At 62.3% G+C, this 22,990-nt stretch carries 21 protein-coding genes and 1 pseudogene; 11 read left to right on the forward strand and 11 right to left on the reverse strand.

Annotated features, from left to right (window positions below):
• The first annotated feature begins 87 nt into the window (after nt 1-87).
• The 7 genes and pseudogenes from ASD05_RS25780 to gudD form a co-directional block, all read left to right on the forward strand.
• Nucleotides 88-777, forward strand: coding sequence for a DUF2848 domain-containing protein (locus ASD05_RS25780; RefSeq protein WP_056598430.1), 690 nt, complete (start codon nt 88-90; stop codon nt 775-777).
• A gap of 12 nt (nt 778-789) precedes the next feature.
• The gene (locus ASD05_RS25785; protein ID WP_056598434.1) at nt 790-1,182 is read left to right on the forward strand and encodes a cupin domain-containing protein; all 393 of its coding nucleotides are present in this window, start codon (nt 790-792) and stop codon (nt 1,180-1,182) included.
• A gap of 10 nt (nt 1,183-1,192) precedes the next feature.
• Entirely contained in the window at nt 1,193-2,122 is a 930-nt protein-coding gene (locus ASD05_RS25790; protein ID WP_056598437.1) for an ABC transporter substrate-binding protein, read from the forward strand.
• Between the two features lie 14 nt (nt 2,123-2,136).
• The gene (locus tag ASD05_RS25795; protein ID WP_056598440.1) at nt 2,137-2,667 is read left to right on the forward strand and encodes a flavin reductase family protein; all 531 of its coding nucleotides are present in this window, start codon (nt 2,137-2,139) and stop codon (nt 2,665-2,667) included.
• Nucleotides 2,668-3,156: 489 nt separating this feature from the next.
• Complete coding sequence (locus tag ASD05_RS25800) at nt 3,157-4,458, forward strand: amidase (RefSeq protein ID WP_056598444.1); 1,302 nt, start codon at nt 3,157-3,159, stop codon at nt 4,456-4,458.
• Nucleotides 4,459-4,490: 32 nt separating this feature from the next.
• On the forward strand, nt 4,491-5,420 hold the full coding sequence (dctP, locus tag ASD05_RS29775; RefSeq protein ID WP_082572353.1) for a TRAP transporter substrate-binding protein DctP: 930 nt from the start codon (nt 4,491-4,493) through the stop codon (nt 5,418-5,420).
• 177 nt (nt 5,421-5,597) lie between these two features.
• Nucleotides 5,598-5,864, forward strand: a pseudogene (gudD, locus tag ASD05_RS29780) (glucarate dehydratase); the annotation flags it as partial.
• Between the two features lie 341 nt (nt 5,865-6,205).
• Here the strand turns inward: gudD and lspA are convergent.
• Together lspA and ASD05_RS25815 are read right to left on the reverse strand one after the other, a co-directional pair.
• A complete protein-coding gene (lspA, locus tag ASD05_RS25810) occupies nt 6,206-6,730 on the reverse strand; it encodes a signal peptidase II (RefSeq protein ID WP_056598809.1) in 525 nt (174 codons plus the stop codon).
• A 632-nt stretch (nt 6,731-7,362) separates the two neighbouring features.
• Nucleotides 7,363-8,202, reverse strand: coding sequence for an IclR family transcriptional regulator (locus ASD05_RS25815; protein WP_268810557.1), 840 nt, complete (start codon nt 8,200-8,202; stop codon nt 7,363-7,365).
• 105 nt (nt 8,203-8,307) lie between these two features.
• Between ASD05_RS25815 and ASD05_RS25820 the strand changes: the two genes are divergently transcribed.
• The 4 genes from ASD05_RS25820 to ASD05_RS25835 are packed head-to-tail and all read left to right on the forward strand — an operon-like array spanning nt 8,308 to nt 12,556.
• A complete protein-coding gene (locus ASD05_RS25820) occupies nt 8,308-9,081 on the forward strand; it encodes an enoyl-CoA hydratase/isomerase family protein (RefSeq protein ID WP_056598453.1) in 774 nt (257 codons plus the stop codon).
• A 38-nt stretch (nt 9,082-9,119) separates the two neighbouring features.
• Nucleotides 9,120-10,337 carry a CaiB/BaiF CoA transferase family protein gene (locus tag ASD05_RS25825; RefSeq protein WP_056598812.1) on the forward strand — a complete coding sequence of 406 codons (1,218 nt, stop codon included), beginning with the start codon at nt 9,120-9,122 and terminating at the stop codon, nt 10,335-10,337.
• Nucleotides 10,338-10,360: 23 nt separating this feature from the next.
• A complete protein-coding gene (locus ASD05_RS25830) occupies nt 10,361-11,527 on the forward strand; it encodes an acyl-CoA dehydrogenase family protein (RefSeq protein WP_056598456.1) in 1,167 nt (388 codons plus the stop codon).
• 30 nt (nt 11,528-11,557) lie between these two features.
• A complete protein-coding gene (locus tag ASD05_RS25835; RefSeq protein ID WP_056598460.1) occupies nt 11,558-12,556 on the forward strand; it encodes a Bug family tripartite tricarboxylate transporter substrate binding protein in 999 nt (332 codons plus the stop codon).
• A gap of 326 nt (nt 12,557-12,882) precedes the next feature.
• On the opposite strand, the gene ASD05_RS25840 is transcribed toward ASD05_RS25835, so the two are convergent.
• The 9 genes from ASD05_RS25840 to ASD05_RS25880 all read right to left on the reverse strand — a co-directional run bounded on the left by ASD05_RS25840 (nt 12,883) and on the right by ASD05_RS25880 (nt 22,989).
• On the reverse strand, nt 12,883-14,352 hold the full coding sequence (locus ASD05_RS25840; RefSeq protein ID WP_056598465.1) for an NAD-dependent succinate-semialdehyde dehydrogenase: 1,470 nt from the start codon (nt 14,350-14,352) through the stop codon (nt 12,883-12,885).
• Nucleotides 14,353-14,523: 171 nt separating this feature from the next.
• Complete coding sequence (locus ASD05_RS25845) at nt 14,524-15,504, reverse strand: NAD-dependent epimerase/dehydratase family protein (protein ID WP_056598468.1); 981 nt, start codon at nt 15,502-15,504, stop codon at nt 14,524-14,526.
• Nucleotides 15,501-16,703, reverse strand: a complete 1,203-nt coding sequence (kbl, locus tag ASD05_RS25850; RefSeq protein WP_056598471.1) for a glycine C-acetyltransferase — start codon at nt 16,701-16,703, stop codon at nt 15,501-15,503. Before kbl ends, ASD05_RS25845 begins: the two co-directional genes overlap by 4 nt.
• The gene (locus ASD05_RS25855) at nt 16,700-17,701 is read right to left on the reverse strand and encodes a homoserine kinase (RefSeq protein ID WP_082572355.1); all 1,002 of its coding nucleotides are present in this window, start codon (nt 17,699-17,701) and stop codon (nt 16,700-16,702) included. Before ASD05_RS25855 ends, kbl begins: the two co-directional genes overlap by 4 nt.
• Nucleotides 17,702-17,708: 7 nt before the next feature.
• A complete protein-coding gene (gene thrC / locus ASD05_RS25860) occupies nt 17,709-19,124 on the reverse strand; it encodes a threonine synthase (RefSeq protein ID WP_056598814.1) in 1,416 nt (471 codons plus the stop codon).
• A gap of 31 nt (nt 19,125-19,155) precedes the next feature.
• Nucleotides 19,156-20,307 carry a M20 aminoacylase family protein gene (locus tag ASD05_RS25865; protein ID WP_056598475.1) on the reverse strand — a complete coding sequence of 384 codons (1,152 nt, stop codon included), beginning with the start codon at nt 20,305-20,307 and terminating at the stop codon, nt 19,156-19,158.
• A gap of 5 nt (nt 20,308-20,312) precedes the next feature.
• Entirely contained in the window at nt 20,313-21,239 is a 927-nt protein-coding gene (locus tag ASD05_RS25870) for a 2-hydroxyacid dehydrogenase (protein ID WP_056598478.1), read from the reverse strand.
• Between the two features lie 5 nt (nt 21,240-21,244).
• Nucleotides 21,245-21,598 (reverse strand): cupin domain-containing protein, encoded by a 354-nt coding sequence (locus ASD05_RS25875; RefSeq protein WP_056598481.1) that lies wholly within the window; start codon nt 21,596-21,598, stop codon nt 21,245-21,247.
• Nucleotides 21,599-21,660: 62 nt separating this feature from the next.
• Complete coding sequence (locus ASD05_RS25880; protein WP_056598485.1) at nt 21,661-22,989, reverse strand: NAD(P)/FAD-dependent oxidoreductase; 1,329 nt, start codon at nt 22,987-22,989, stop codon at nt 21,661-21,663.
• Between the last annotated feature and the right edge of the window lies 1 nt (nt 22,990).

The raw sequence follows: 22,990 nt of genomic DNA on the forward strand, positions 1-22,990 counted from the left end.
ACTCATCTATTTGGCGCATGCAACGGGGTAGGTTCGAGGTGCGGCGCCAAGGTCCACAAGCCGGTGAACAAGAGGAACTAGACGGAAATGAACAATGTTCGAACAACGCTGCATTTCGAGACGGCCGACCACCTCCTCGATGTGCCTGTCACCGATCTGGTGATCGCGGGCTGGACCGGCAGCGACGCTGCGGCCATCGAAGCCCATATCTTGGAACTGGAGGCGTTGGGTGTGCGACGCCCGAAGAAGACGCCAATCTTCTACCGGGGTGCTGCCACGCTGCTTACCCAGCGCGAATCGATCGAAGTGGTGGGAAGCACCGCGAGCGGTGAGGTGGAACCCGTGATCTTCAGCACCGAGAGCGGCCTGTGGCTGGGCATCGGCTCCGACCACACGGACCGCGAAGTTGAGACCGTGGGCATCACGATTTCCAAGCAAATGTGCGCTAAGCCCGTGTCTACGAAGGTCTGGAAATTCGAGGAAGTGGAAGGCCACTGGAACGAGCTCATCGTTCGCTCTTGGATGACGAAGGGTGGTCAACGTCGGCTCTACCAAGAAGGGCCTCTCGCCAAAATGCGTCATCCCTTTGAATTGCTCAAGCTATACGGCGGCGAAGGCTACGTCCCCGAACCCGGACTGGCCATGTTCTGCGGGACGCTGGCTGTGCACGGCAGCTTGGAGCCTGCCGAACTGTTCGAAATGGAGTTGGAAGATCCTGTGCTCCAACGCCGCCTGACCCATTCCTATCGTGTGACTGAACTGCCCATCGAGGGCTGAAAGGAGAGCGCTATGCCGATGAACAAACCCCACCTTGAATTTCACCCATTGGACATGGTCAACGGATGGCAGAGCCCTCCCGGGTATCCGCCAGGCGCGGGCGTGCAGGAGAAGATTCTGGCCAGTGACATCGACGAAGTGAACAAGTCCGGCAGCCGGACGCGACTGCTTCGGTTCGAAGCGGGCGCCTTCTCCACCAAGCCTTTCGTTCATGACCACTGGGAAGAGGTCTATCTGGTGTCGGGAAACCTGACAGTGGGCAACGACGAGAACGGCGTGGGAGGTGAAGAGTTCGCCGCGCCAACCTATGCATGCCGTCCTCCGGGCGTTTGGCACGGTCCGTTCAAGTCCGAGACTGGATGTCTCCTTTACGAGATCCACTACTACGACGAGAGCCAGAAGTAAGAGGCGCCCCATGACTTTGAAGATTGCCGTCCCAGACCTGATCTCGAACTCCTACTTCCCGGTCGAAGCTGCTGTAGAGCTCGGCTTCTTCAAAGCCGCGGGCCTGGACGTTTCGCTTGAATTGATCTTCCCCGTTGACAAGGCCTACGCGGCGCTGAAAGAAGGTCGAGTCGATTTTGTGGGGGGATCGGCGCATTCCGCCTTGGCCGCCTTCCCGCGGTGGAAAGGCGTGAAGCTGCTGGCCGCCCAGGCGCAGGGCATGTACTGGTTCCTTGTCATGCGGTCGGATCTGGCCAAGCAAAAGGGCGATCTGAGTGTTGTCAAGGGCCGCAAGATCGGCGCAGCCCCTTGGGTGGAAATGGGCCTGCGGCAGCTATTGACCGCCGGTGGCATCGATATCGAGGCTGACAGCGTTCAAATTGCACCTGTGCCTGGCGTTCAGGCGGGGAACGTGAACTTTGGCGTCGCAGCCGCGAAAGCGCTCGAAGAGGGGAAGATCGACGGCTTCTGGGCTAACGGCATGGGCACTGAAGTGGCGGTCCGCAATGGCACCGGTACCGTCGTCCTGGACGTGCGCCGGGGAGACGGCCCTGCGGGTTGCTTCGACTATACCTTCGCATCGATTGCTGCTTCGGACAAATTCATTGAGAAGTCTCCTGATCTGGTAGCGGCCGCCGTAAGTGCCCTTGTCAGCACTCAGAAGGCACTAATCGAGAACCCCGACATCGCAGTTAAGGTTGGCGAAAAGCTGTTTCCTCCCACGGAAGCGTCGCTGATTGCCACGCTAATTGAGCGGGACCTGCCGTACTACGATGCGTCGATCTCAACGCGAGCTGTGGACGGCATGAATACCTTTGCCCGGTCTCTGGGCATTCTCGACGATCATCCCGTCTATTCGGACGTGGTTGCTGAGCAGTTCAAGTCGCTCTGGAACCCATAAGCAGGAGGTCCGCCATGTCCATCGACCAGAAAGAGTTTCGCAACGCGTTGGGCCAGTTCGCAACCGGCGTCGCCATCGTGACTGCGACCGTGGACGGCAACCGCTTGGGCGCCACCATCAGTTCGTTCAACTCGGTGTCGCTGGACCCGCCGCTTGTGTTGTTCAGCATGATCCGTGGTTCTCTCGGCATTGCCCAGTGGAAGGCCGCGAAATCGTATTGCATTGCCATTCTCGGTGAGTCGCAACGGGATTTGTCCAACCGATTCGCAAAAGCGGGAACCGATAAGTGGATCGGCATCGACCCTGCGTTTGCTGCCAACGGCGCGCCGATGGTTCCGGGCGCGAACGCCTATTTCGAATGCGAGCCCTGGAGCGTATGCGATGGAGGGGACCATGAGATCTTCATTTGTCGAGTCAATGCATTTCGCGTGGTCCCTCAAGCCGAGCCGTCGCTGATCTTTTGTGGTGGCAGGTACAGGCACCTGCGCGCCGTTGACGCGGTAGCCAAGCCACCACTCGAAAACCTGTACTTGCACGGCTGGTGAGTGCGGCCTCTTCAGGCCCGCACAAGCCCAGCTGACAACGTTCGCGACGATCGCGCGAACCCGTCCTGGTACTGAGCACCAAAAAGTTGTTGGAGTTATGAATACTGCACACGTCAAAGCCCGGGAAGGAAGCGACCGCTTCTTAAATCTGGTCGAGTTCAAATGGCTGATGGCCGGCATGGGATGGCGGATCATCTGTCGCGCTTGCAGGCCAACAGGGCCTACCTCGACGAGTGTTTGCGACGGGCGATGAAGAGCGAGTCAGAGTAGCTGCGAAAGTGCAGCGTCGAAATGCTTGGATCGTCGGATGCCCAGTGCGACAAGATGCCGTCCACATCTATCGGCCTGGCAATGTAGTGGGCGCTGAATGGTCCCATTCGTTTAAAGGTCTCACTCATCGGTCCAGGTAGGTCAGTGCGGATTGAACAGGGGCGGACAAGTACATAGCTGCTTGGCACGCCAAATTAGTACTCTTTTCCCGAGGACGTCATGGAAACACTCTCCAAGCTTGAAACCGTCGAAGCAATGCTGTCGAGGATCGACGATCCGACGGGTCAAGGAGCCCTTGTGTTCACGCAGGTGTACCGTGAACAAGCGCGCGCGTCCGCCGCGAGCGCAGACGCATTGGAAAAGGCGGGCATCGACCAGCATCCTCTGGCAGGGGCACCGATATCGGTCAAGGACCTGTTCGATGTGAAGGGTGCGCAGACGCTGGCTGGTTCGCGCGTGCTGAAGAATGCCAAGCCTGCGGCTCACGACGCAGCCGTTATTGCCCGACTGCGCCAATGCGGCGCCGCGATCATCGGCAAGACCAACATGACAGAGTTCGCATTCAGCGGATTGGGCATCAATCCCCACTATGGAACACCTGTGAGCGCATGGGATCGGCCGGCTCGCCGCATTCCCGGAGGGTCATCGTCCGGTGCAGCTGTGTCCGTCGCCGAACGAATGGCCTGGGCTGCCATCGGCACAGACACCGGAGGATCGTGCCGCATCCCCGCGGCATTGAACGGGATCGTCGGAATGAAGCCGACGGCTTCCACTGTCCCGCGTGACGGAGCGCTACCCCTTTCGTTCAGCTACGATTCCGTTGGGACGCTCGCGTCGACCGTGGCAGACTGCGCGCGGGTGTACTCGGTTATCAGCGCGTCCGCCGCAACGCTCGTCAGGCGCGAGTGCTCCACGCTTCGTTTGGGCGTCATTCGGAATTACGTCATGGAAGGGCTAGACGATTCCGTCGGGCGCGCATACGAGACCGCTTTGAAAAAACTCGCGGCGGCCGGCGCAATCTTGCACGAACTGACGTTGCCGGTGCTGATCGACCTTCCGGATGTTCTTCATGGCGGCGGACTCGTCGCCGCGGAAGCCTTCCAATGGCACCGTGAGCTCCTGTCCAGCCAAGAGCGAGAGTACGACCCACGTGTCTCGGCCCGGATTCAGCGCGGAAAGAGTATTAGCGCCTCCGACTACATTTCATTGCTGAGCCTACGTGAACGAATGATTCAACGCTGGTCTGAGCAGATTGCACCCTTCGACGCAGTTTTGATGCCAACGGTGCCCACAGTGGCGCCCCCGTTGGAAGCACTTGAAGATGATGACGAGTATGGGCGTGTCAATCTGTTGATGCTGCGCAACCCCACTATCGTGAACGTCTTGGACGGCTGCGCAGTGTCGCTGCCCTGTCACGAACGCGGTACAGCCCCTGTAGGTATGTCGGTCGTGGGCGATCGTCGGTGCGATTGGCAGGTGCTGAGCATCGCTCATGTTATCGAGCAGGTGCTCTCCGCCTGACGCCTCAGCACGGATCTGCGAGGGAGAACGCCATGCAAAACGCAATCCACTTGAATGCCGCCTCCGCATATCCTGAAGGCACCTTGCCTGGGATCGGCCTGTCTCGATTCGCCAAAGAGCTTCGCGAGCTTTTCTGTTCCAAGGCGACGGTTAAGTGCCATTACGAACTGCCACGGCAGGCAACGGCAATACTCGACGCGGTGCGTCGTGGCGACTTTCAGATTGGCGATCTCTATTGTGGTGCGCTAACTTCTGTGGATCGACTCTTCCAGATCGGCTCAATGCCGTTTCAATCCTCCACCCGTGCGTCTGCGATGCAACTTCTGGCGGCGGCGCGACCGCACTACGAGCAAATATTTGAGAAGTTAGGAGTCCATCTGCTGTACGTTTCGCCTTGGCCTCCCACTGGATTATGGACACGGGAGCCGATCTATTCAAAGACGGAATTCGAGACTTTGCGAATTAGTACGTATGACGATATGTCGGCTGATGTGGTGCGTAGCGCGGGCGGCCAAGCGGTGCAAATGCCAATCGTAGAAGCCCTCAGCCGTCTGCGCGACGGGCAGTTGGACGGCGTGCTCTCGTCGGGAGACGGTGCAGCAGGTCAGCGTCTCCGCCAGTACCTCGGATCCTTCTATGACATCAAATACGCAACCCCCATTTCATTCGTTGTCATGAATGACGAGCTTTACAACAGCCTTGCCGTTGGCGAGCAACGGCTCGTTGATCAAGCCGCGCAGGTGGTCGAGCGTTCACTCTGGTGCGACTTGGATGGACGTGTCCGTCAGAACCACAGCGTCATGATTGAGGCTGGCGTCCAGCTGTTCCCGGACGTTGACGTGAAGTTGAAGCAAGCTTTGTGGGAGGGTGGACACAAGGCAATCAATCGGTGGGAGCAGGGCGTTTGTGGCCAGACGGCCTCGATCCTTGGAGCTTACTTTCCATCGCCTGAGGGGCGGTAAGTTGTCGCTGACGGCAGCCACCCTTCGGCTCAGAGAGGTGCGGCTCGGGTGCCCAGAATAGCTTGGGGTAAGAACGAAGGCTGGAGATTCTTCGCCTGCGGATAGATCGTGAAGGAGCGCCAACGATGAGTCAGATCAGTTTTCGGGTGCCGAGCACCCGAGCAGAAGGAAGAAGACGCGCCGGGCAAGGTGACGGCCATCGACAGGCACTGGATCTGGTAGGACGGCCAGCGTCTCACCAAGGCGCCGCTGCAGATCGAGGAAGGCTTCGTGAAGGTGCCCACGCGCGGCGGCCTGGGCGTCGAGCTTGACATGGATGAAGTCGAGAAGGCGCACCAGTTGTACCTGAAGCACGGCCTCGGCGCGCGCAACGATGCGCAGACCATGCAGTACCTGATGCCGGGATGGGCCTTCGATAACAAGGAGCCATGCGTGGTGCGCTGAAGGCATGCTCTCAGTGCGACGAACTGCATTGACTTCTTCTCAAGACGAAAGCTTGCAAACCGACGCCGCGGACGCGCGTGCGATCTGGACTGCGGTGCGTCGGAGGGGATCGAACCTTCCATCTGCAGGTGCATGAACACTTGGTTTCCCGCACTTGGGCCGTGGAAATACCGACAGAAATACCGGCTAATACATCTGCCTTGACGGATGTGGCTGATTTTCCACAAGCAAGGCCAATACCTGACCTTCGCGTTCACCACCAAAATGCCAAGTCCCATGCGACCGATCAGTTGCGGCAGCGGATCCGGCTCCGTCACAGCAAGCTCGAATCTGCTTCTGCTTCAAGCAGCTCGCGACCGCCTGATTTCAGTCAACACCAGAAGCGCCGCGCCTGCAGTGATGGCGCAATCGGCCAGGTTGAAGATGGCGAAGTCGTAGACGTCGCGCCAATGAAGATGGATGAAGTCGACCACATGTCCCTGCCACGAGCGGTCGATCGCATTTCCCAGCGCGCCGCCGAGCACAAGTGCCAAGGCCGCTCTGAACAGCAACGTTCCGCTGGGCTGCACCAGCAGTTTGAGGATGAATGCAGCCGCCGCGATGGCAAGCGCCGTAAACAGCCATCGTTGCCAGCCCGAAGCGTCGGCCAAGAAAGAGAAGGCAACGCCCCGGTTGTGCGCCAGGACGAGATCGGCAAAGGGCGTGATGGGAAGGATTTCGCCCCCGCTTAGGAATCGCGTGGCGAGCGACTTCGACGCTTGGTCTAGCAGCACAACGGTGAAGGCAATGCCCAGATAGGGCACCAGGCGAGCCGCCACGGCAGATATGCCTTCGCGGCGTCTATCAGCAGACACGATGATCGTCATTGAGGGGTTCTCGTCGATGTTGCCGGGCGGGTGGCTCTGGGGGTACAACTCCCGTGGTCCACCCCGATGGTCGATCGTCACGGTGCGGTTCCGGGCGGCATTTTCCCGTAAACGCGCGAGCCGACGAGCGAGTTCCTCCAACTAAGCCGCAAAAAAAAATCCCAGGGGGCGTTTGTGAAGCGAGGCCTTGTCGTACAGCACAGTTATCAGGTGCCAAGGGGCACCTCGTTTACCGTCGAAAATTGACCCTCGGGCTGCCGCGCCGAGGACTCGCGACTGCGAACAGCCGACCGCCTGACCAATCTGATCGCGATCTACTGCATCCTGAGTTGGCGCATCTGGGTGACGATGCTCAGCCGCGCCGATCCTCGAAAACTCGGTGGCTGCCTCGCGCGCAAGGGCGACCCTCCGCCCGGCAACATCGTCATGTGGCGCTGGCTCATACAAGGCGAGTTTTGCAACACAATCGGCCATAAACGGACCTTCGTGCCGACGAATGTGCTTTGGCGAATTGCGGGATGAGTGATTGAGAAGCGGCCTTTCGCACCGCGACGGCCTGCGTTTCAAATCGGCTTTGGGCGCAAGCTCGAAGAGCCGAGAGGTTCGCTTCGTAAGCACCTACGTTCGACGTTCTAGGCCCAGGAAGCCTGAATGTCATCTACGAGCCGGCGCAGCATGGGTGCGTAACGTCGAACCAGCTCCTGCTGCTGCCCGGCTGCCGAGTGAAAGCCGATGCTCACCGAGTACAGCGAGCGATCAGGCGCCACCAAAGGCGCCGCGATCACCGTCAGGCCAGGTTGCCAGCTTGCGATGCAGTAGCCGTCGCTCTCAATTTCCCGACCTGCTTCATCGATCTCGCGGCGAATCTTTGCCCAATCGCTTTCGTGCCTTGCGGCCAGCGTCTTCATCACGATGTCACGATGCGCGGCGCTCAAGCCGGCCAGATAGGCGCGGCCGCCGGCCGTCAGCTCCATCGGGAAACGTGAGCCTTGCTCCGCCCGACGAAATACGCCACGGCGGCTTTCTCGCACCGACTCCAGATACACCATTTCCAATTGATCCGCGACGGCCAGGCCGACGTTGATCTTTTCGCCCTCCGCCACCTTTTTCATCAACGGCAACGCGATGTCAATGCCTGGGAGGTTGTATCGGAACGCCTGGGCCAGGCTCAGGACGGCAACGGTCAGCCGATAGCCACGGCTTTCGTGGTCATAGGCAAGGAAGCCGGCCTCGACCAACGACCGCGTAAGCCTGCTTACCGTGGGCCGCGGCAGGCCAGTGCGCTCGGCGAGCTCGGCATTGCCCAGCACTGGAACGCCGACTCGAAACGATCGAAGAAGCTGCAGGCCCCTCTCCAGAGACTGGCTCCCCGACGTCGATCGCGTGAAGGTGCCACTTCTCTTGGTCTGGGTTCTGGTTGATTCGACAGGAAGGGCTTTGGTGGGGCTGGCCAATGCTTCTAACAATTTCACTTATCGAAATCGTACCGTATCGCAGCGGCGGGTGTTTACCAATAATCCGCCCAAGAGCCGCACCTTCCGAAAGCAGGCCCTATGAACACACGGAGACCAGGACCCATGAGCGCCATCCAAGACCTTCGCATCGTTCACGATGGCGCCGTTGCCCTCGTCGAGATGGATCGTCCGCCTCACAACTTCGTCGACGCCGATTTCATGCAGCGACTTGCGGACGCCCTCGAACGCCTGGATACGGTCGACGCTTGCCGAGCGATCGCGCTGATGTCGGCCGGAAAGAACTTCTGCGCCGGCGCGGATTTCAGCGGCGCGGCGCGGTCCGAAGAGTCCGTCGACCCGTCCGCGTTCTATGTTCACGCAATGCGGCTCTTCGGAACGTCCAAGCCGATCGTGGCCGCGGTCAATGGCGCGGCCGTGGGCGCGGGGCTTGGGCTGACTCTGGTTGCAGACTTTCGCGTGGCCGGTCCTGGCACGCGATTCAGCGCAAATTTCAACAAGCTGGGCTTCCATCCCGGGTTTGGACTCACGCTGACACTTCCGCGTCTCATCGGCGAGCAGAAGGCGTCCCTGCTTTTCTACACCGGCCGTCGGATTGGCGGCGAAGAAGCGGCCAGCATCGGATTGGCCGATGAGGTGGCCGCCGACGATGCGGAGATTCGCACACGAGCCATCGCGCTGGCGCAAGAAATCGCGGCTTCGGCGCCATTGGCCGTGGAGAGTACACGCGCAGCGCTTCGAGCAGATCTTCAGAAGCGCGTTGCACTGGCCAATCAGAACGAGCTGTCGATCCAACTCGGACAGTTTCGAACCGAAGACTTCAAGGAAGGCGTGGCAGCCATGGCGCAGCGGCGTCTCCCCGCCTTTCACCGCCGCTGAATCATGCAACTGCACCTCAACTTAACTTGATGACTTCGATGAACAACGCCAACACTGGCGAACCAACAGCTGCAGGCCCGCTTGACGGCATTCGTGTACTTGACCTTACTTCGGTGGTGCTGGGGCCGCTCGCGACGCAGGTGCTCGCAGACTTTGGCGCCGATGTGATCAAGATCGAAGGTCCAGAGGGCGACCTGATGCGGGCCAACGGCGTATCGCTTCATCCGGGAATGAGTTCAATCTTCCTCGCCCTCAATCGCAACAAGCGGTCCGTCGTGCTGGACTTGAAGGCGGAGGAAGGTGCAGCCGCGCTGCGCTACTTGCTCAAGACCGCCGATGTCCTGGTGCACAACATGCGCGTTGCGGCGATCGATCGCTTGGGCTTTGGCTATGAAGCGGTCAAGGCGATCAATCCACGCATCGTTTACGTCGCTGCGACGGGCTTTCAGCAGAGTGGGCCAGATCGGGACAAACCCGCCTTCGACGACATCATCCAGGCCGCGTGCGGACTGGCAAGTATTGCATCCGTCGGTCGCGATGCCCCGGGTTATGTGCCAAGCCTGATCGCAGACAAGACAACAGGTCTTGTGGTTTCGAATGCCGTCATGGCCGCTCTCGTGCACCGGGAGCGCAATGGTGACGGACAGTATGTCGAGGTGCCAATGCTCGAAACCATGGCCGCATTCACGCTGGCCGAGCACATGGGCGGGCTGACTTTTCCGGGATCGACCGTGCAAGCCGGCTACGCCCGCCTGATGAATGGCGGTCGGCAGGCTGCCCGAACCAGCGACGGCTGGATCGGTTTCCTGCCTTACACACCGAAGCACTGGCAGGCGTTCTTCAGCGCTGCCGGCCACGAGGAGATATGCCGCCGGTACGACCTCTCGGATCGGCATCAGCTCAACAAGAACATCAAGTCGCTCTACCGCCATCTCGGCGAGATCATGCCCTCGCGAAGCACCGATGAGTGGCTGGCGTTGTGCGAGCAGCTCGACATTCCGGCAACAAGGATCTATTCCCTGGACGAACTTCCCCGGCATCCGCAATTGATGGCGTCGGGGCTGTTCGAACAGAGAGAGCATCCGACTGAAGGCCCGATCAACGAGCTTCGTCCAACCACCCTCTTTCAGGGTACGCCGGCATCGATTCGGCGCCCGGCGCCAACCCTTGGCCAGCATACGGATGAGGTGCTGAAAGAGGCCGGCTACAAGGCGCCAGACCTAGCGATCCGCGCCGACGCCATTTCGTCCAACTGATCCAGGGAAAGATACAGCAGCGAATGGACTTCGAACTGAACGATGAGCACAGGATGCTCAAGGATCTGGTCGCCCGCTTCGTGCGCGACGAGTTGATTCCACTGGAACCCGCCGTGCTTGCACGCGAGGCCGCAACCGGCGAGTGCAGCTTGCTGCCGCAGGAGCATGAACGGCTGAGTGCATTGTCTCGCGAGCTCGGCCTTTGGGGCCTCGATGCACCGGCGGAGATGGACGGTTTCGATTTGCCGGTGACAGCGATGGTCGGCGTCAACGAGGAGCTCGGGAAGACCATCACGCCCTTCGAACTCCCTCCGGATTCTCCCAACCTGCGCATGCTCCTCAACACGGCATCCGAGGCGCAGCGTGCCAAGTACCTCGCGCCCTATGCTCGCGGGGAGACGGTTTCGGCGATCGCCATTTCGGAGCCTGGCGCCGGAGCCGATCCATCGGCCATCAGCACTCGGGCCCTGCGTGACGGTGACCAGTGGGTGCTCAACGGCCGCAAGATCTGGATCAGCCGTGCGGCCCGCGCGGACTGGACCATCGTGATGGCGGTCACGGACAAGTCCAGGGGTACGCGCGGCGGCATCTCCGCATTCATCGTCGACCGGGACACGCCAGGCTTCAAGGTCGAGCGACGCATTCCGATGATTGGCGGTGCTTCGACGTACGAGGTGCTGCTGGAAGACTGTCGCATTCCATCGACGCAGCTGCTGGGCGAGGAGGGGGCCGGCTTCGGCCCCATGCAAGCCCGTCTATCGAGTCGCCGCGTACAGATGGCCGCATGGTGCATTGGCAGGGCGCGGCGCGCGCTGGACATGCTTTGCGAGTATGCCCCGCAACGCAAGACATTCGGGTCGTCCCTTGCGGAGCGTCAGACCATTCAATGGTGGATTGCGGATGCGGCTACCCGAATCCATGCATGTCGCCTCATGACGTACGAGGCTGCGGCTCGCATCGATCGCGGCGATGAGGCTCGCACGCAGGTCTCGATGATCAAGGTCTATGCAACCGAGATGGCGTGGGAGGTGATCGACCGGGTCATGCAGTCCTTCGGCGCGATGGGCATGACCAAGGAGATGCCGCTGCAGCAAATGGCCAACGAGACCCGGCTGATGCGCATCTACGAAGGCCCGAGCGAGGTTCATCGCTGGGTCATAGCGCGCGAGTTGCTTGGGTTGAAACGCTGATTCCCGTATATCTGCTTCAGGAGACAAAACATGATCGATCGCAGACTGAATCGCCGACAGATCTCGGTACTTGCCCTCTCGGGCATTGGCTCGCTGGGTCTCGGACTTCCCGCTGTGGGCAACGCGCAGGGCGACGCGTATCCCTCGCGCTCCATCAAGTTCGTCGTTCCATTCCCGCCTGGCAGCGGCACGGACACGACGGCGCGCATGTTCGCCAGGAAAATCGGCGAGCTGGCCGGCCAGCCGGTCACCGTCGAGAACAAGCCGGGCGGCAATGGCTTCATTGGCGTTCAGGCCGTGATGAACGCTCCCGCGGATGGCTACACGGTGTTCCTCGGAAGCAACTCGACCTTGTCGACCAACGCCGCGACTTTCAAGAAGCTGCCGTACGACCCGATCGCCGACTTTGCGCCAATTACCTTGCTGTCTCGCGGCCCGTGCCTGATCGTCGTACCTTCGAATTCGCCGTACAGGACGTTGAACGATCTCATCGTCGCGGCGAGGAAGCGGCCTGGTGCGCTCAACTATGCGAGCGGCTCTGTTTCGTACACGCTATACACCGAATGGTTGAACGAACTGGCGAAGATCAAGACAACCGCGATCAACACCAAGGGCGCGGGCGAGGCGATCAATGTGACGATGGCGGGCACGGTCGATTTTTCTGTCGTCGACGCAAGCGGCGCGGTCGAGTTGCTCAAGGGCGGGCGCCTGCATGCGTTGGCGTACACGGCGCCAGAACGTACGCCGCTTCTTCCCGATGTTCCGACGTCGGCGGAAGCTGGAATGCCGGGCTACCTGGCCTACAACTGGGTGGCGGCTGCCGTACCGACGAAGACGCCGCCAGGCGCGGTGAAACGGTTGGCCGCGCTGTTTGAACAGGCCGGAGCGAGCGCCGAGATCAAGGACTACTACTCGCGCCAATCCACCACCTTGTTGATGACGGGCGCCACGGAGATGCGCAAATACCAGATCGACGAGATAGCGCGGTGGAAGCGCCTCGCGGCGACCACGGGTCTCGAGCTGCTCTGACTTCGGCTCGTTTGCCGCGGAATCGAAGACGCTGCCAATCGCCTCGTGCCAAGCATCCAACTGCCAGTCGCGCGAGCAACGTTGGAAAGTATTCAGACTCAAGGCGTTTAGATTGGTCTGGGCGCCTTCATGGACGTCCGCTTCGCGTCATACTTCAAACGATTAAACCTCTTACTCGAAGGTCTTTTCGGCCTGCGAGATTCCGAAGTGCTTCAACATCAAGAGGATGGACCCTGCGTACAGAAGGCCGATGAATGCGATCGACAAGTACATCGCGCGAGCTGCGATCACTTCGTGGAGACATTCCAGGCTCGCGACCGAGGCTGCTATAGCTGCCCCTGGCAGATGTACCTGATGTGCAGATAATCATCGAGGCCGTGCACCGAGCCCTCGCGGCCGTAGCCCGAGGCCTTGACGCCCCCGAAGGGCGCGGCCTCGGCAGCCAATGCACCTTCGTTGATGCCGACGATGCCTGACTCCAGCGCCTCGGCCACGCGCCAGATGCGGCGCACGTCCTGCGAGTAGAAGTACGCGGCGAGCCCGAAGGGGGTGTCGTTGGCCGCGGCGATCACCTCGGACTCGCTGTCGAAGCGCGTGATCGGCACCACGGGCCCGAAAGTCTCTTCGCAGCTGCACGCCATGGTGGCATCGGCGTTCACCATCACCGTGGGCGCGAAATAGTTCGGGCCCAGATCGACAAGACGCTTCCCACCGGTGAGCACTTTGGCGCCCCTGGCGACCGCGTCCTGGACATGGCGGTCGATTTTCTCGACGGCACGCACATTGATCATCGGACCGATCTGCGAGGCTGTGTCGCTCGCCGGGCCCACCTTGAGTGCGCTCACGCGGCCGGCCAGCTTGTCGGCGAAGGCGTCATGCAGGTGCTCATGCACGAACACGCGGTTCGGGGAGACGCAGGTCTGGCCGCCGTTGCGGAACTTGGCGGCCATCAGGCCTTCGACGGCAGCGTCGATGTCGGCGTCTTCAAAGACGATGAAAGGCGCATTGCCGCCGAGTTCGAGAGACAGCTTCTTCAGTGTGTCGGCCGACCGGCGCGCCAGGTGCTGGCCCACCGGCGTCGAACCCGTGAAGCTGATCTTGCGCACGCGCGCATCGTCCAGCCACACGTCCACCACCTCGGGCGTGCGTTCGCGCGAGGCGGTGACGATGTTGATCACGCCCGCCGGCACTCCGGCCTCCTGGGCCAGCTTGACCAGGGCGAGGGAGGTGAGCGGCGTGTCCTCGGCCGGCTTGCACACCACCGTGCAGCCGGCGGCAAGGGCCGGCGCGATCTTGCGCGCGATCATCGCAGCCGGGAAGTTCCACGGCGTGATGGTTGCGACCACGCCCACCGGTTGCTTCAGCGCGAACATGCGCCGGCCCGGCACAGGAGCGGGAATGATGTCGCCATTGGCGCGCGTGGCCTCCTCGGCAAACCACTCGATGTAGCTTGCCGCATAGGCCACCTCGCCCCGGCCCTCGGCCAGCGGCTTGCCTTGTTCGCGCGAGATTAGCCGGCCGAGATCCTCCTGGTGCGCCATCACCAGGAAGTTCCAGCGCTTGATGATCTGGGCGCGCTGTTTGGCCGGCATGGCGCGCCAGGCCGGGAAGGCGGCGTGGGCGGCATCGACGGCTGCGTGTGCGTCGGCGGCGGTGCCATTGGGAACGCTCGCGAAGATGGCGCCGGTGGCAGGGTCCGTCACGTCGAGGCGACGTGCGTCGCTGGCCTCGCGCCATTCGGCGCCGATGAGATGGGAGCCGGGCATTAAGTCCTGGCGTTCGAGAGTCAGTGTCATGGTGTTTGTCATATGGGCTTTGTTAGATTGCGACCACATGCTCGGACGAGACGTGGTCGATTGGCCTTCCACCGTGCCCGAGTGCAGGCGGCCGCGGCGCGATGCGTCTTCGAGCTCGACTGTCTCCGGCGATCACAGTGTTGCGGAAGGTTGGGGGCACTTCGATACTCCTCATGTTGCAGCCTCTGCCTTCGCCACGCGTGGCTTCGCTTTGGGAGAAAGGTTCTTCAGCATGTCGCGCACAATCGCCGCAAGGTCGTATCTCGGAGCCCAGCCCCAGTCACGCCGCGCGCAGCTGTCATCGATCGAATCGGGCCATCCGCTGGCGATCGCCTGACGGAAATCGGGCTCATACGCGATCGCGAAGTGCGGCAGCTGCTTGCGTATCTCCTGCGCGATCTCGCGGGGCGTGAAGCTCACACCGGCGAGGTTGTAGCTACCGCGTTCGGTGATGGCCGAATTTGGGGCTTCCATCAGCTCCAGTGTCCCGCGCACCGCATCGTCCATGTAGAGCATGGGCAAAGGTTCATCCTCGGCGAGGAAGCAGGTATAGCGCTCCCCTTTGAGGGCCGCGTGAAAGATGTCGATCGCGTAGTCGGTCGTTCCACCGCCAGGGCTCGCCCTATAAGAAATGAGGCCCGGATATCGCAAGCCGCGAACATCCACGCCATGCTTCTCGAAGTACCAGCGGCACCAGCCCTCGCCGGCCAGCTTCGAGATGCCGTAGACGGTGCTGGGCTCCATGACCGTCTGTTGAGGCGTGGCATCGGCGGGTGTCGTCGGACCAAAGGCTGCGATGGAGCTCGGCCAGAATATCTTGTCCAGCTTGTGTTGCCGTGCGACCTCCAGAACGTTCAACAGGCTGCCCATGTTGAGTTTCCACGCCCACGCAGGTGCAGTCTCGCCCGTCGCCGACAAGGCCGCCGCGAGATGATAGATCTGGGTAATGCGATGCTTCTCGACCACCTGTGTGAGCTGGCCTGCGTCCGTGGCATCCAGCATCTCATAGCGGAGATCGATATGTCGGCCCACCTCCAGACGGTCGCTGCCCACCACGTTGTCCGCGCCGTAGCGGCCTGCCAGAGCAACCGAGAGTTCGGTGCCCAACTGCCCGTTGGCGCCGATGACCAGAATGCGAGGCGATCCGCTCATGCGAGCACCCCCAGCTCTTTGCCTGCCTGCGAGAAGGCGCTCAATGCAGCGTCCAGTTGCGCGCGTGTGTGCTGCGCACTGATCTGGACTCTGATGCGAGCTTGGCCCTTTGGGACGACCGGGTAGAAGAATCCAATCACATAGACCCCCAACTCCAGCAGCCGATGGGCTAGTCGTTGGGAAAGCTCCGCGTCATGGAGCATCACCGGGATGATCGGGTGGTCGCCTGGCTTCAGCTCGAAACCGCGTGCCGCGAGCCCGGCGCGGAAGTGCCGCGTGTTGTCCTCCAGGCTGTCACGCAGATTCGTGTCGGCTTCGAGCAGGTCGAGCACTTTCAAAGTCGCGCCGACGATCATCGGTGCGAGGCTGTTCGAGAATAGATAGGGCCGCGAGCGCTGGCGCAGCAACTGAACGATGTCCGCTCTGGCGCTCGTGAATCCGCCGGATGCCCCGCCGAGTGCCTTGCCAAGAGTCCCCGTGATGATGTCGACCTTGCCGAAGACACCCCGGTATTCATGGGTGCCGCGCCCTCGCTTGCCGAGAAAACCGGTGGCGTGTGAGTCGTCAACACCCAGCAATGCCCCGAATTCGTCGCAGACATTCCGGATTTCGTCCAAGCGAGCGATGGTCCCGTCCATCGAGAAGACCCCGTCGGTGAACACCAGCTTGTACCGGACTCCCGCGTCATCAGCCGATTTCAGTTGCTCGCGCAGATCCATCACATCGTTGTGCCGGTAGCGGTAGCGCTTGGCCTTGCACAACCGGATGCCATCGATGATGGACGCGTGATTGAGTTCGTCGCTGATAACGGCATCGTCGGGACCGAGCAGTGTCTCGAACAAACCTCCATTGGCATCGAATGCCGATCCGTACAGGATGGTGTCCTCCGTGCCGACAAACTGCGAGAGCCGCGCTTCGAGCGTTTTGTGGAAATCCTGCGTGCCGCAGATGAACCGGACGGAACTCAGCCCGAATCCGCGCGCAGCCAGTGCGGCATGGGCGGCCTCGATGACGCCGGGATGAGATGACAAGCCCAGATAGTTGTTCGCGCAGAGATTAATCACTTCCCGCCCATCGGCGGTGGTGACCCGGCTTCCTTGCGGCGATTGAATCGTGCGTTCGAGCTTGAACAGGCCGGTGGCCTGTATCTGCTCGAGTTCGGTTCGGAGCGAGGCGTAGAAAGCTGCAGTGGTTCTCATGGTTGTTCGTCGAAGCCGGGGGCGGCCCAAAAGTCTTTCTGGAAAATGTCCGCTCCGGCGGCATCGCTCACCCGCTGGCGCAGAACGCGTTCGAAGTGGGTGGGGTCATGAGCCTTCAGAGCGGTGGCTTCGCGGGGCATGTAGAAGTCGCGCAGCCGCGATACCCAGAAGCGCAGCGCCGCGGCGCGCTGAAGAGCCGGCAATAGGCGACGTTCCTCAGGAACGAGCGGACGCACCGACTCGTAAGCTGCCAGAAATGCGGCACGCCGGACGACGTCGGCGCGTCCGCAGTCCAGATGCACGCACCAGTCGTTGAGACAGACTCCGATGTCGAACAGGAAGGTGTCGCAACCTGCGAAGTAGAAATCGAGGAATCCGCTCAAGCAGCCGTCCTCGAACATCACGTTGTCGCGAAACAGGTCGGCATGAACCGGCCCTCGCGGGAGGGCTGCATAGTCGGGCGATGCGGCGATGCGCGTCTGGAAGGCTAGCTCGTCGAGCAACAGCGTGTGTTGGTCGTTGCCGACGCAGGGCAGCAAGACCGGCACGGTCTCTTTCCACCACGGAAGGCCGTGCAGGTTGGGCTGGTGGCGGGCATAGTCCCTGCCGGCCAGGTGCATTCGCGCCAGCATTTCGCCCACGGCGCCGCATTGCCGCGCATCGGGCGCCAGTTCACTCTTGCCGCGCAACCTGCCCACCACTGCGGCGGGCTTGCCCTTGAGACGGTGCAGGATGCACCCTTCCGCGTCGGGCGTCGGACCAGGCACCGGAACGCCGCGACTGGCCAGATGCTGCATCAAGTGCAGGTAAAACGGCAGTTGCTCCCATGCCAGGCGCTCGAACAGCGTCAGCACGTACTGGCCGCGATCCGTGTCGACAAAGTAGTTGGTGTTCTCGATACCGCCATTGCAGGCGGCCATTGCCTGCAGGTTGCCAAGGCCCAGGCGGCGGAGGAGGGCGGCAGCCTCCTCGCAGGGAACTTCGGTGAATACAGCCATGCTGCGATCAGGACAGGTGCGCGGCGACGAATGCCTTGACCCGCACCGCATCGGCCGGGAGCACCGTCACGCGCTTGGGCAGGTCTTCGATACCGTGGAATTGCACGGGCCGCACAGGCTCGCGGCCCAAGGCTTCGAAGATGGTTGCGGCGAACTTGATCGGCAGTGCCGTCTCCAGCACGATCATCGGCACACCGGGCTGCACGAATTGGCGCGCCACCTTCAGGCCGTCGGCGGTGTGGGTGTCTATCGTCACGCCAAAGCGCTGGTGAGTGTCGCGGATGGTCATCAGGCGGTCGGCGTGTGTGCTCTTGCCGCTGAGGAACCCGTAGCGCGCACGGGCTAGCGCGAACACGGGATCGGCGCTCTGGTCGAAGCGGCCGTTCTTCGCGAGTTCCTCGCCGAACAGGCGCTTGACCGTGCCCGCGTCGCGGCCTAGCAGGTCGAACATGAATCGCTCGAAGTTGCTGGCCTTGGAAATGTCCATCGACGGACTGGAGGTTTCGAAGGTGTCGGCGGTGCCGCGGACGCGGTAGACGCCGGTGCGGAAGAACTCGTCCAGCACGTCGTTCTCGTTCGTCGCGAGCACGAGCTTGTCGATGGGCAGGCCCATCATGCGCGCCACATGACCGGCGCAGATGTTGCCGAAGTTGCCCGACGGCACGGTGAAGCTCACCTTTTCGGTGTTGGAACTTGTGGCCTGGAAATAGCCGGCGAAGTAGTACACCGCCTGAGCCACAAGGCGCGCCCAGTTGATGGAGTTGACCGTGCCGATCCTGTACTTGCGCTTGAACTCGAGGTCGTTGGATACGGCCTTGACGATGTCCTGGCAATCGTCGAAGACGCCTTCGATGGCAAGGTTGTGGATGTTCGCGTCCTGCAGGCTGAACATCTGTGCCTGCTGGAACGGGCTCATGCGGCCTTGCGGCGAGGTCATGAAGACACGCAAGCCCTTCTTGCCCTTCATGGCGTATTCGGCTGCGCTGCCGGTGTCACCGCTGGTGGCTCCCAGAATGTTGAGCTCTTCGCCGCGGCGCGCCAATTCATACTCGAGCAGGTTGCCCAGCAACTGCATGGCCATGTCCTTGAAGGCCAGCGTCGGGCCGTTGGACAGGGCTTCGAGCCACACGCCGTCTTCCAGCGGCTTGAGTGGCACGATCGCCTTCGTGCCGAACATGTCTTCGGTATACGTTTTCAGGCAGATTGCGCGCAAGTCCTCGGCCGGTATGTCGTCGATGTAGAGCGAGAGGACTTCAAAGGCTAGTTCCGCATACGGCAGATCGCGCCACCTGGATAGCTGCCCGGGTGTGACCTGGGGGTATTGTTCCGGCAGGTACAGGCCGCCATCGGGCGCCAGTCCTTCCAGCAGGATTTCGCAGAAGTGCTTGCGGTCGGGGTGGCCGCGGGTGGACAAGTACAGCATCGCAGGTTTCATTTCTTGACGTGGTTTCCGTTCAACGCAAGGCCATTTGTGCGACGGCTGCGAACCAACGCACGCCGCAAGCCAGAACGTCGTCGTTGAAGTCATACGAGGGGTGGTGCAGCGGGGCCGCATGGTCTGCGCCTCGCTGGCCGAGCCAGAGATAAGCCCCAGGCCGCTGCTGGAGCATGAAAGCGAAGTCTTCCGACGTGAACGCCGGCGCGGAGGCCACTTGTACTTCCAGGCCCACGCTGCGCGCTGCCTCGAGTGCGAGCTGCGCGTGCGCAGGACTGTTGACCGTCGCGGGGTAGTAGCGCGTGTACTCGACCTCGATCGTGGTGCCGCTCCCGCTTGCGATACCCGCCGCAACGTCGCGGATCGCCTGCTCGATCGCGTCTTGCGTGGCGGAGTCGAAACTGCGCACGGTGCCGGTCAGCTCCACGGCCGCAGGCAGAACGTTGTGCGATTGGCCTCCGCTGATGCGCGTCACCGACAAGACCGCATTCTGCGTCGGAGGAATTCGCCGCGACACGATGGTATGCATCTGCGCGACGAGCTGGCTCGCGGCAAGCACCACGTCGGGTGTCAGATCGGGTTGCGCTGCGTGGCCGCCGCGTCCGCGCACGACGATGTCGAAGCGGTCCGCCGCGGCCATGATCGGCCCCGGCCTTGTGGCGACCGTGCCTGCGGGCAGGTCGGGCCAGTTGTGCAGGGCGAACACGGATTCGCACGGGAAGCGGTCGAACAAGCCTTCCCGCACCATCTCGCGCGCGCCTCCCCGCCCCTCTTCGGCGGGCTGGAAGATAAATGCAATGCTTCCATCGAAGCCACCGGCTCGCGCGAGTTGCCGAGCTGCTCCCAGCAGCATGGCGGTGTGCCCGTCGTGGCCGCAGCCGTGATGAACGCCAGCGTGGCGACTGACGTGGGGACGCTCGGCGTCCTCCCGCATCGGAAGTGCATCCATGTCTGCACGCAAGCCCACCATGCGTGTCGAATTGCCCCTGCGCAAAACGCCGACCACGCCGGTCCCGCCGATTCCCTCGTGAACCTCGAGGCCGCAATCGCGCAGCGCAGCCGCGACCACGCTCGAAGTGCGACGTTCCTCGAATGCCAGCTCGGGGTGTGCGTGCAGGTCGCGCCGCAATGCGACCAGGGCCGGCAGCAAGTCTTCGATGTCTTTGTTCATGGTTTTCAATACCCCCGAGAACGATCGACCAGCCCGATCAACGACTCGCCCGCCTCGTGCCGGCGGATGTTGTCCAGCACCTGTTCCACGGCCGTCTCCGGCTGCGTCATGCTGGCGATGTGCGGCGTGAGCAGGATCTTCGGGTGCGCCCAGAAGGGGTGGCCCGCAGGCAGCGGCTCTGGATCGGTGACGTCGACGACCGCGCCTGACAGCCAGCCCGTCTCCAGCGCATCGAGCAGCGCCTGGTGGTCGAGGTGCGCCCCGCGGCCGACGTGCACCAACGATGCGCCGCGCGGAAGATGCTGAAACAGCGCCCCGTCGAGAATGCCGCGCGTTTCCTGGGTAAGCGGCAGCAGGCACATCAGGATGTCGGTGCTGGCGAGCATCGCAGGCAGTTCCTCCTGGCCCGCGTAGCACGCCACGCCGTCAACCTCGCGGCGCGTCCTGCTCCAGCCGGCGAGTTGGAAGCCGAGTGTGCGCAGCTGGTCCAGCACGGCGCATCCGAGCACACCCAGGCCGAGGACACCTACGCGCCGCTTCGATGCGGGATAGACGCGGTGCGCAGCCCAAAGGCCCTCGCGCTGTTGCCGGATATAGGTTGGCAGGTCCCGGTGAAGCGCGAGCACAGCCATCGTGGCGTACTCCACCATGCCCGAGACGACGCCGAGCTCCGCCATGCGCAGCACCGGCAATTCCGGCGGCAGCGCGGCAAGGTCGAACTGGTCGATCCCCGCACCCGTGGAGAAGAAGAGCTCCAGGTTGGGGAACTGCCTCGCCATGTCCCGGGGCGGCACCCACGCGGCAAGGTAGCGCACGCGGTCCGCCTTTCCGGTGTCGGGCCAGATATGAAACGGAAGGTCGGGCGCCTTGGCGGCGAACAGGCGTGCCCATTCCGCCCCGCGTACGGGGTCGGCCTTGTACAAGAAAGACATGCGGCTTACTCGTACACGACCCAGATCTTGCGGGTGGTCTCGATGCAGCGCCACACGCCGGTGAAGTCGGGCTTCATCACGAACGAGTCGCCAGCCTGGATCCGCACCGGTGGCTTTCCGTCCTCGGTCACTTCCGAGACGCCCGAGAGGATGTAGCAGAACTCCCAGGTGCCGCCCTTGATGGACCGGAAGGTGCCCGGTGTCGTCTCCCAAATGCCGGTGAGCACCTTGTCGTCGGAAGATCGTTCGACTTCCCAACTCCTGAATTGCGGGTTGCCTTCCATGAGGCGTTCGGGCAGCGGTGCCCTGTCGCGCGAGGGGCCCAGGTCGTCGAACTTGAAGAAGGTGAGATTGCTCATGGGAAATGGTTTCTTGTGAATGGAGAAGAACTGAAAGGGATCAGGCGGCAGCCGGGAAGCCGTCAGATGGCACCGACGGTGACCTTCGAGCCATCGCCCAAGCGCGAGAAGCGGAAGGGCGTGGGATCGACGGGGGGGGGCTCGCCGGTGACCAGGCTGGCGGCAAGCTGCCCCGCACCGGGACCGGTGCCGAAACCATGGCCACTGAATCCGGCGGCAAGCACGAAGCCCTTGATCCGGTCAACGGGCGAAATGACCGGTACGGCGTCGGGCGTGCTATCGATGTACGCCCCCCACGCGTCCGACACCGCCACGTCCTTCAACGCGGGATAAAGCCGCTTGAGGCAGCCGAGCAGATGGCGGACCGCGCCTTGGTCGGGCGCCGGATCGAGAACGCGGATCTGCTCGAACGGCGACTCCTTGTCGAAGTCCCAGCTGCCGAGCGCTCCAGGCCCGCGAAAGAATGAACGCCCGATGCCGAACTCCACCGCCCTGATCCGTTTCATGAACATCGGCATGAATTCGCGTGCGTATCGCAGTGCCTGGGGAGTGAATTCGAGTGTCCCCCTGCCGCTGATCGCCACGATGTAGCCACCATCGAGGCGGCGCGTCAGCGTGCATTCCGGTGTGGACAGCGCTGGCGGCAAGCCTTCGATGGGATCGGTCCGCAAGACGGACGCGCGCACGCTCGCCTGCGGAAAGGAGATGCCGTGCCGGCGGCAGAACGCGGAGGCCCAGGCACCGCCGGAGCACACGACAGCGCCCGTTCGGATCATGCCTCGTTCGGTGATCACGCCGCTGACCGCGCCGTTGGTGACGTCCAGGCCACGGGCTGCGCAGTCCTGATGGATCGTGGCGCCCAAGGCCTGTGCCCCTTGCGCGATCACGGGGGTGGCGAGTGAGGGGTCCGCCGTGCCATCGTCCATCGAGTGCACGCCGCCCAGCCACCGGCGGCTGTCGCTGCCTTTCATGACGCCCGTCGCTTCAGCCGCACCGAGCATGCGGGTACGAACTCCGAAGGGCCGGCCATGCTGCGTGCCCCAGTCGTCCCAGGTGGCGAGTTGCTTCGGATCGTCGGTTGCGTAGTACAGGCCGCAGCGGCGGAAACCGAGGTCGCGCCCGATTTCGCGCTTCATCTCTTCCCAGAGGCGAAGCGCCAGGGCCGAGAGAGGTAGCTCGCGCACGTCGCGGTTCTGCTGGCGGCACCAGCCCCAGTTGCGGCTCGATTGCTCCCCTCCGATGTAGCCCTTTTCGAGAACCGCGACCGACAGGCCGCGCTTCGCCAGGAAATAGGCTGTGGAAACGCCAACGATGCCGCCGCCGATCACCACGGCGTCGGCTCGCTCGGGCAGCTTGTCGTCGCTGCGGATGCGAAGAATGTATGGAGACATG

Source organism: Variovorax sp. Root434 (assembly GCF_001426595.1).
Classification (GTDB): Bacteria; Pseudomonadota; Gammaproteobacteria; order Burkholderiales; family Burkholderiaceae_C; genus Variovorax.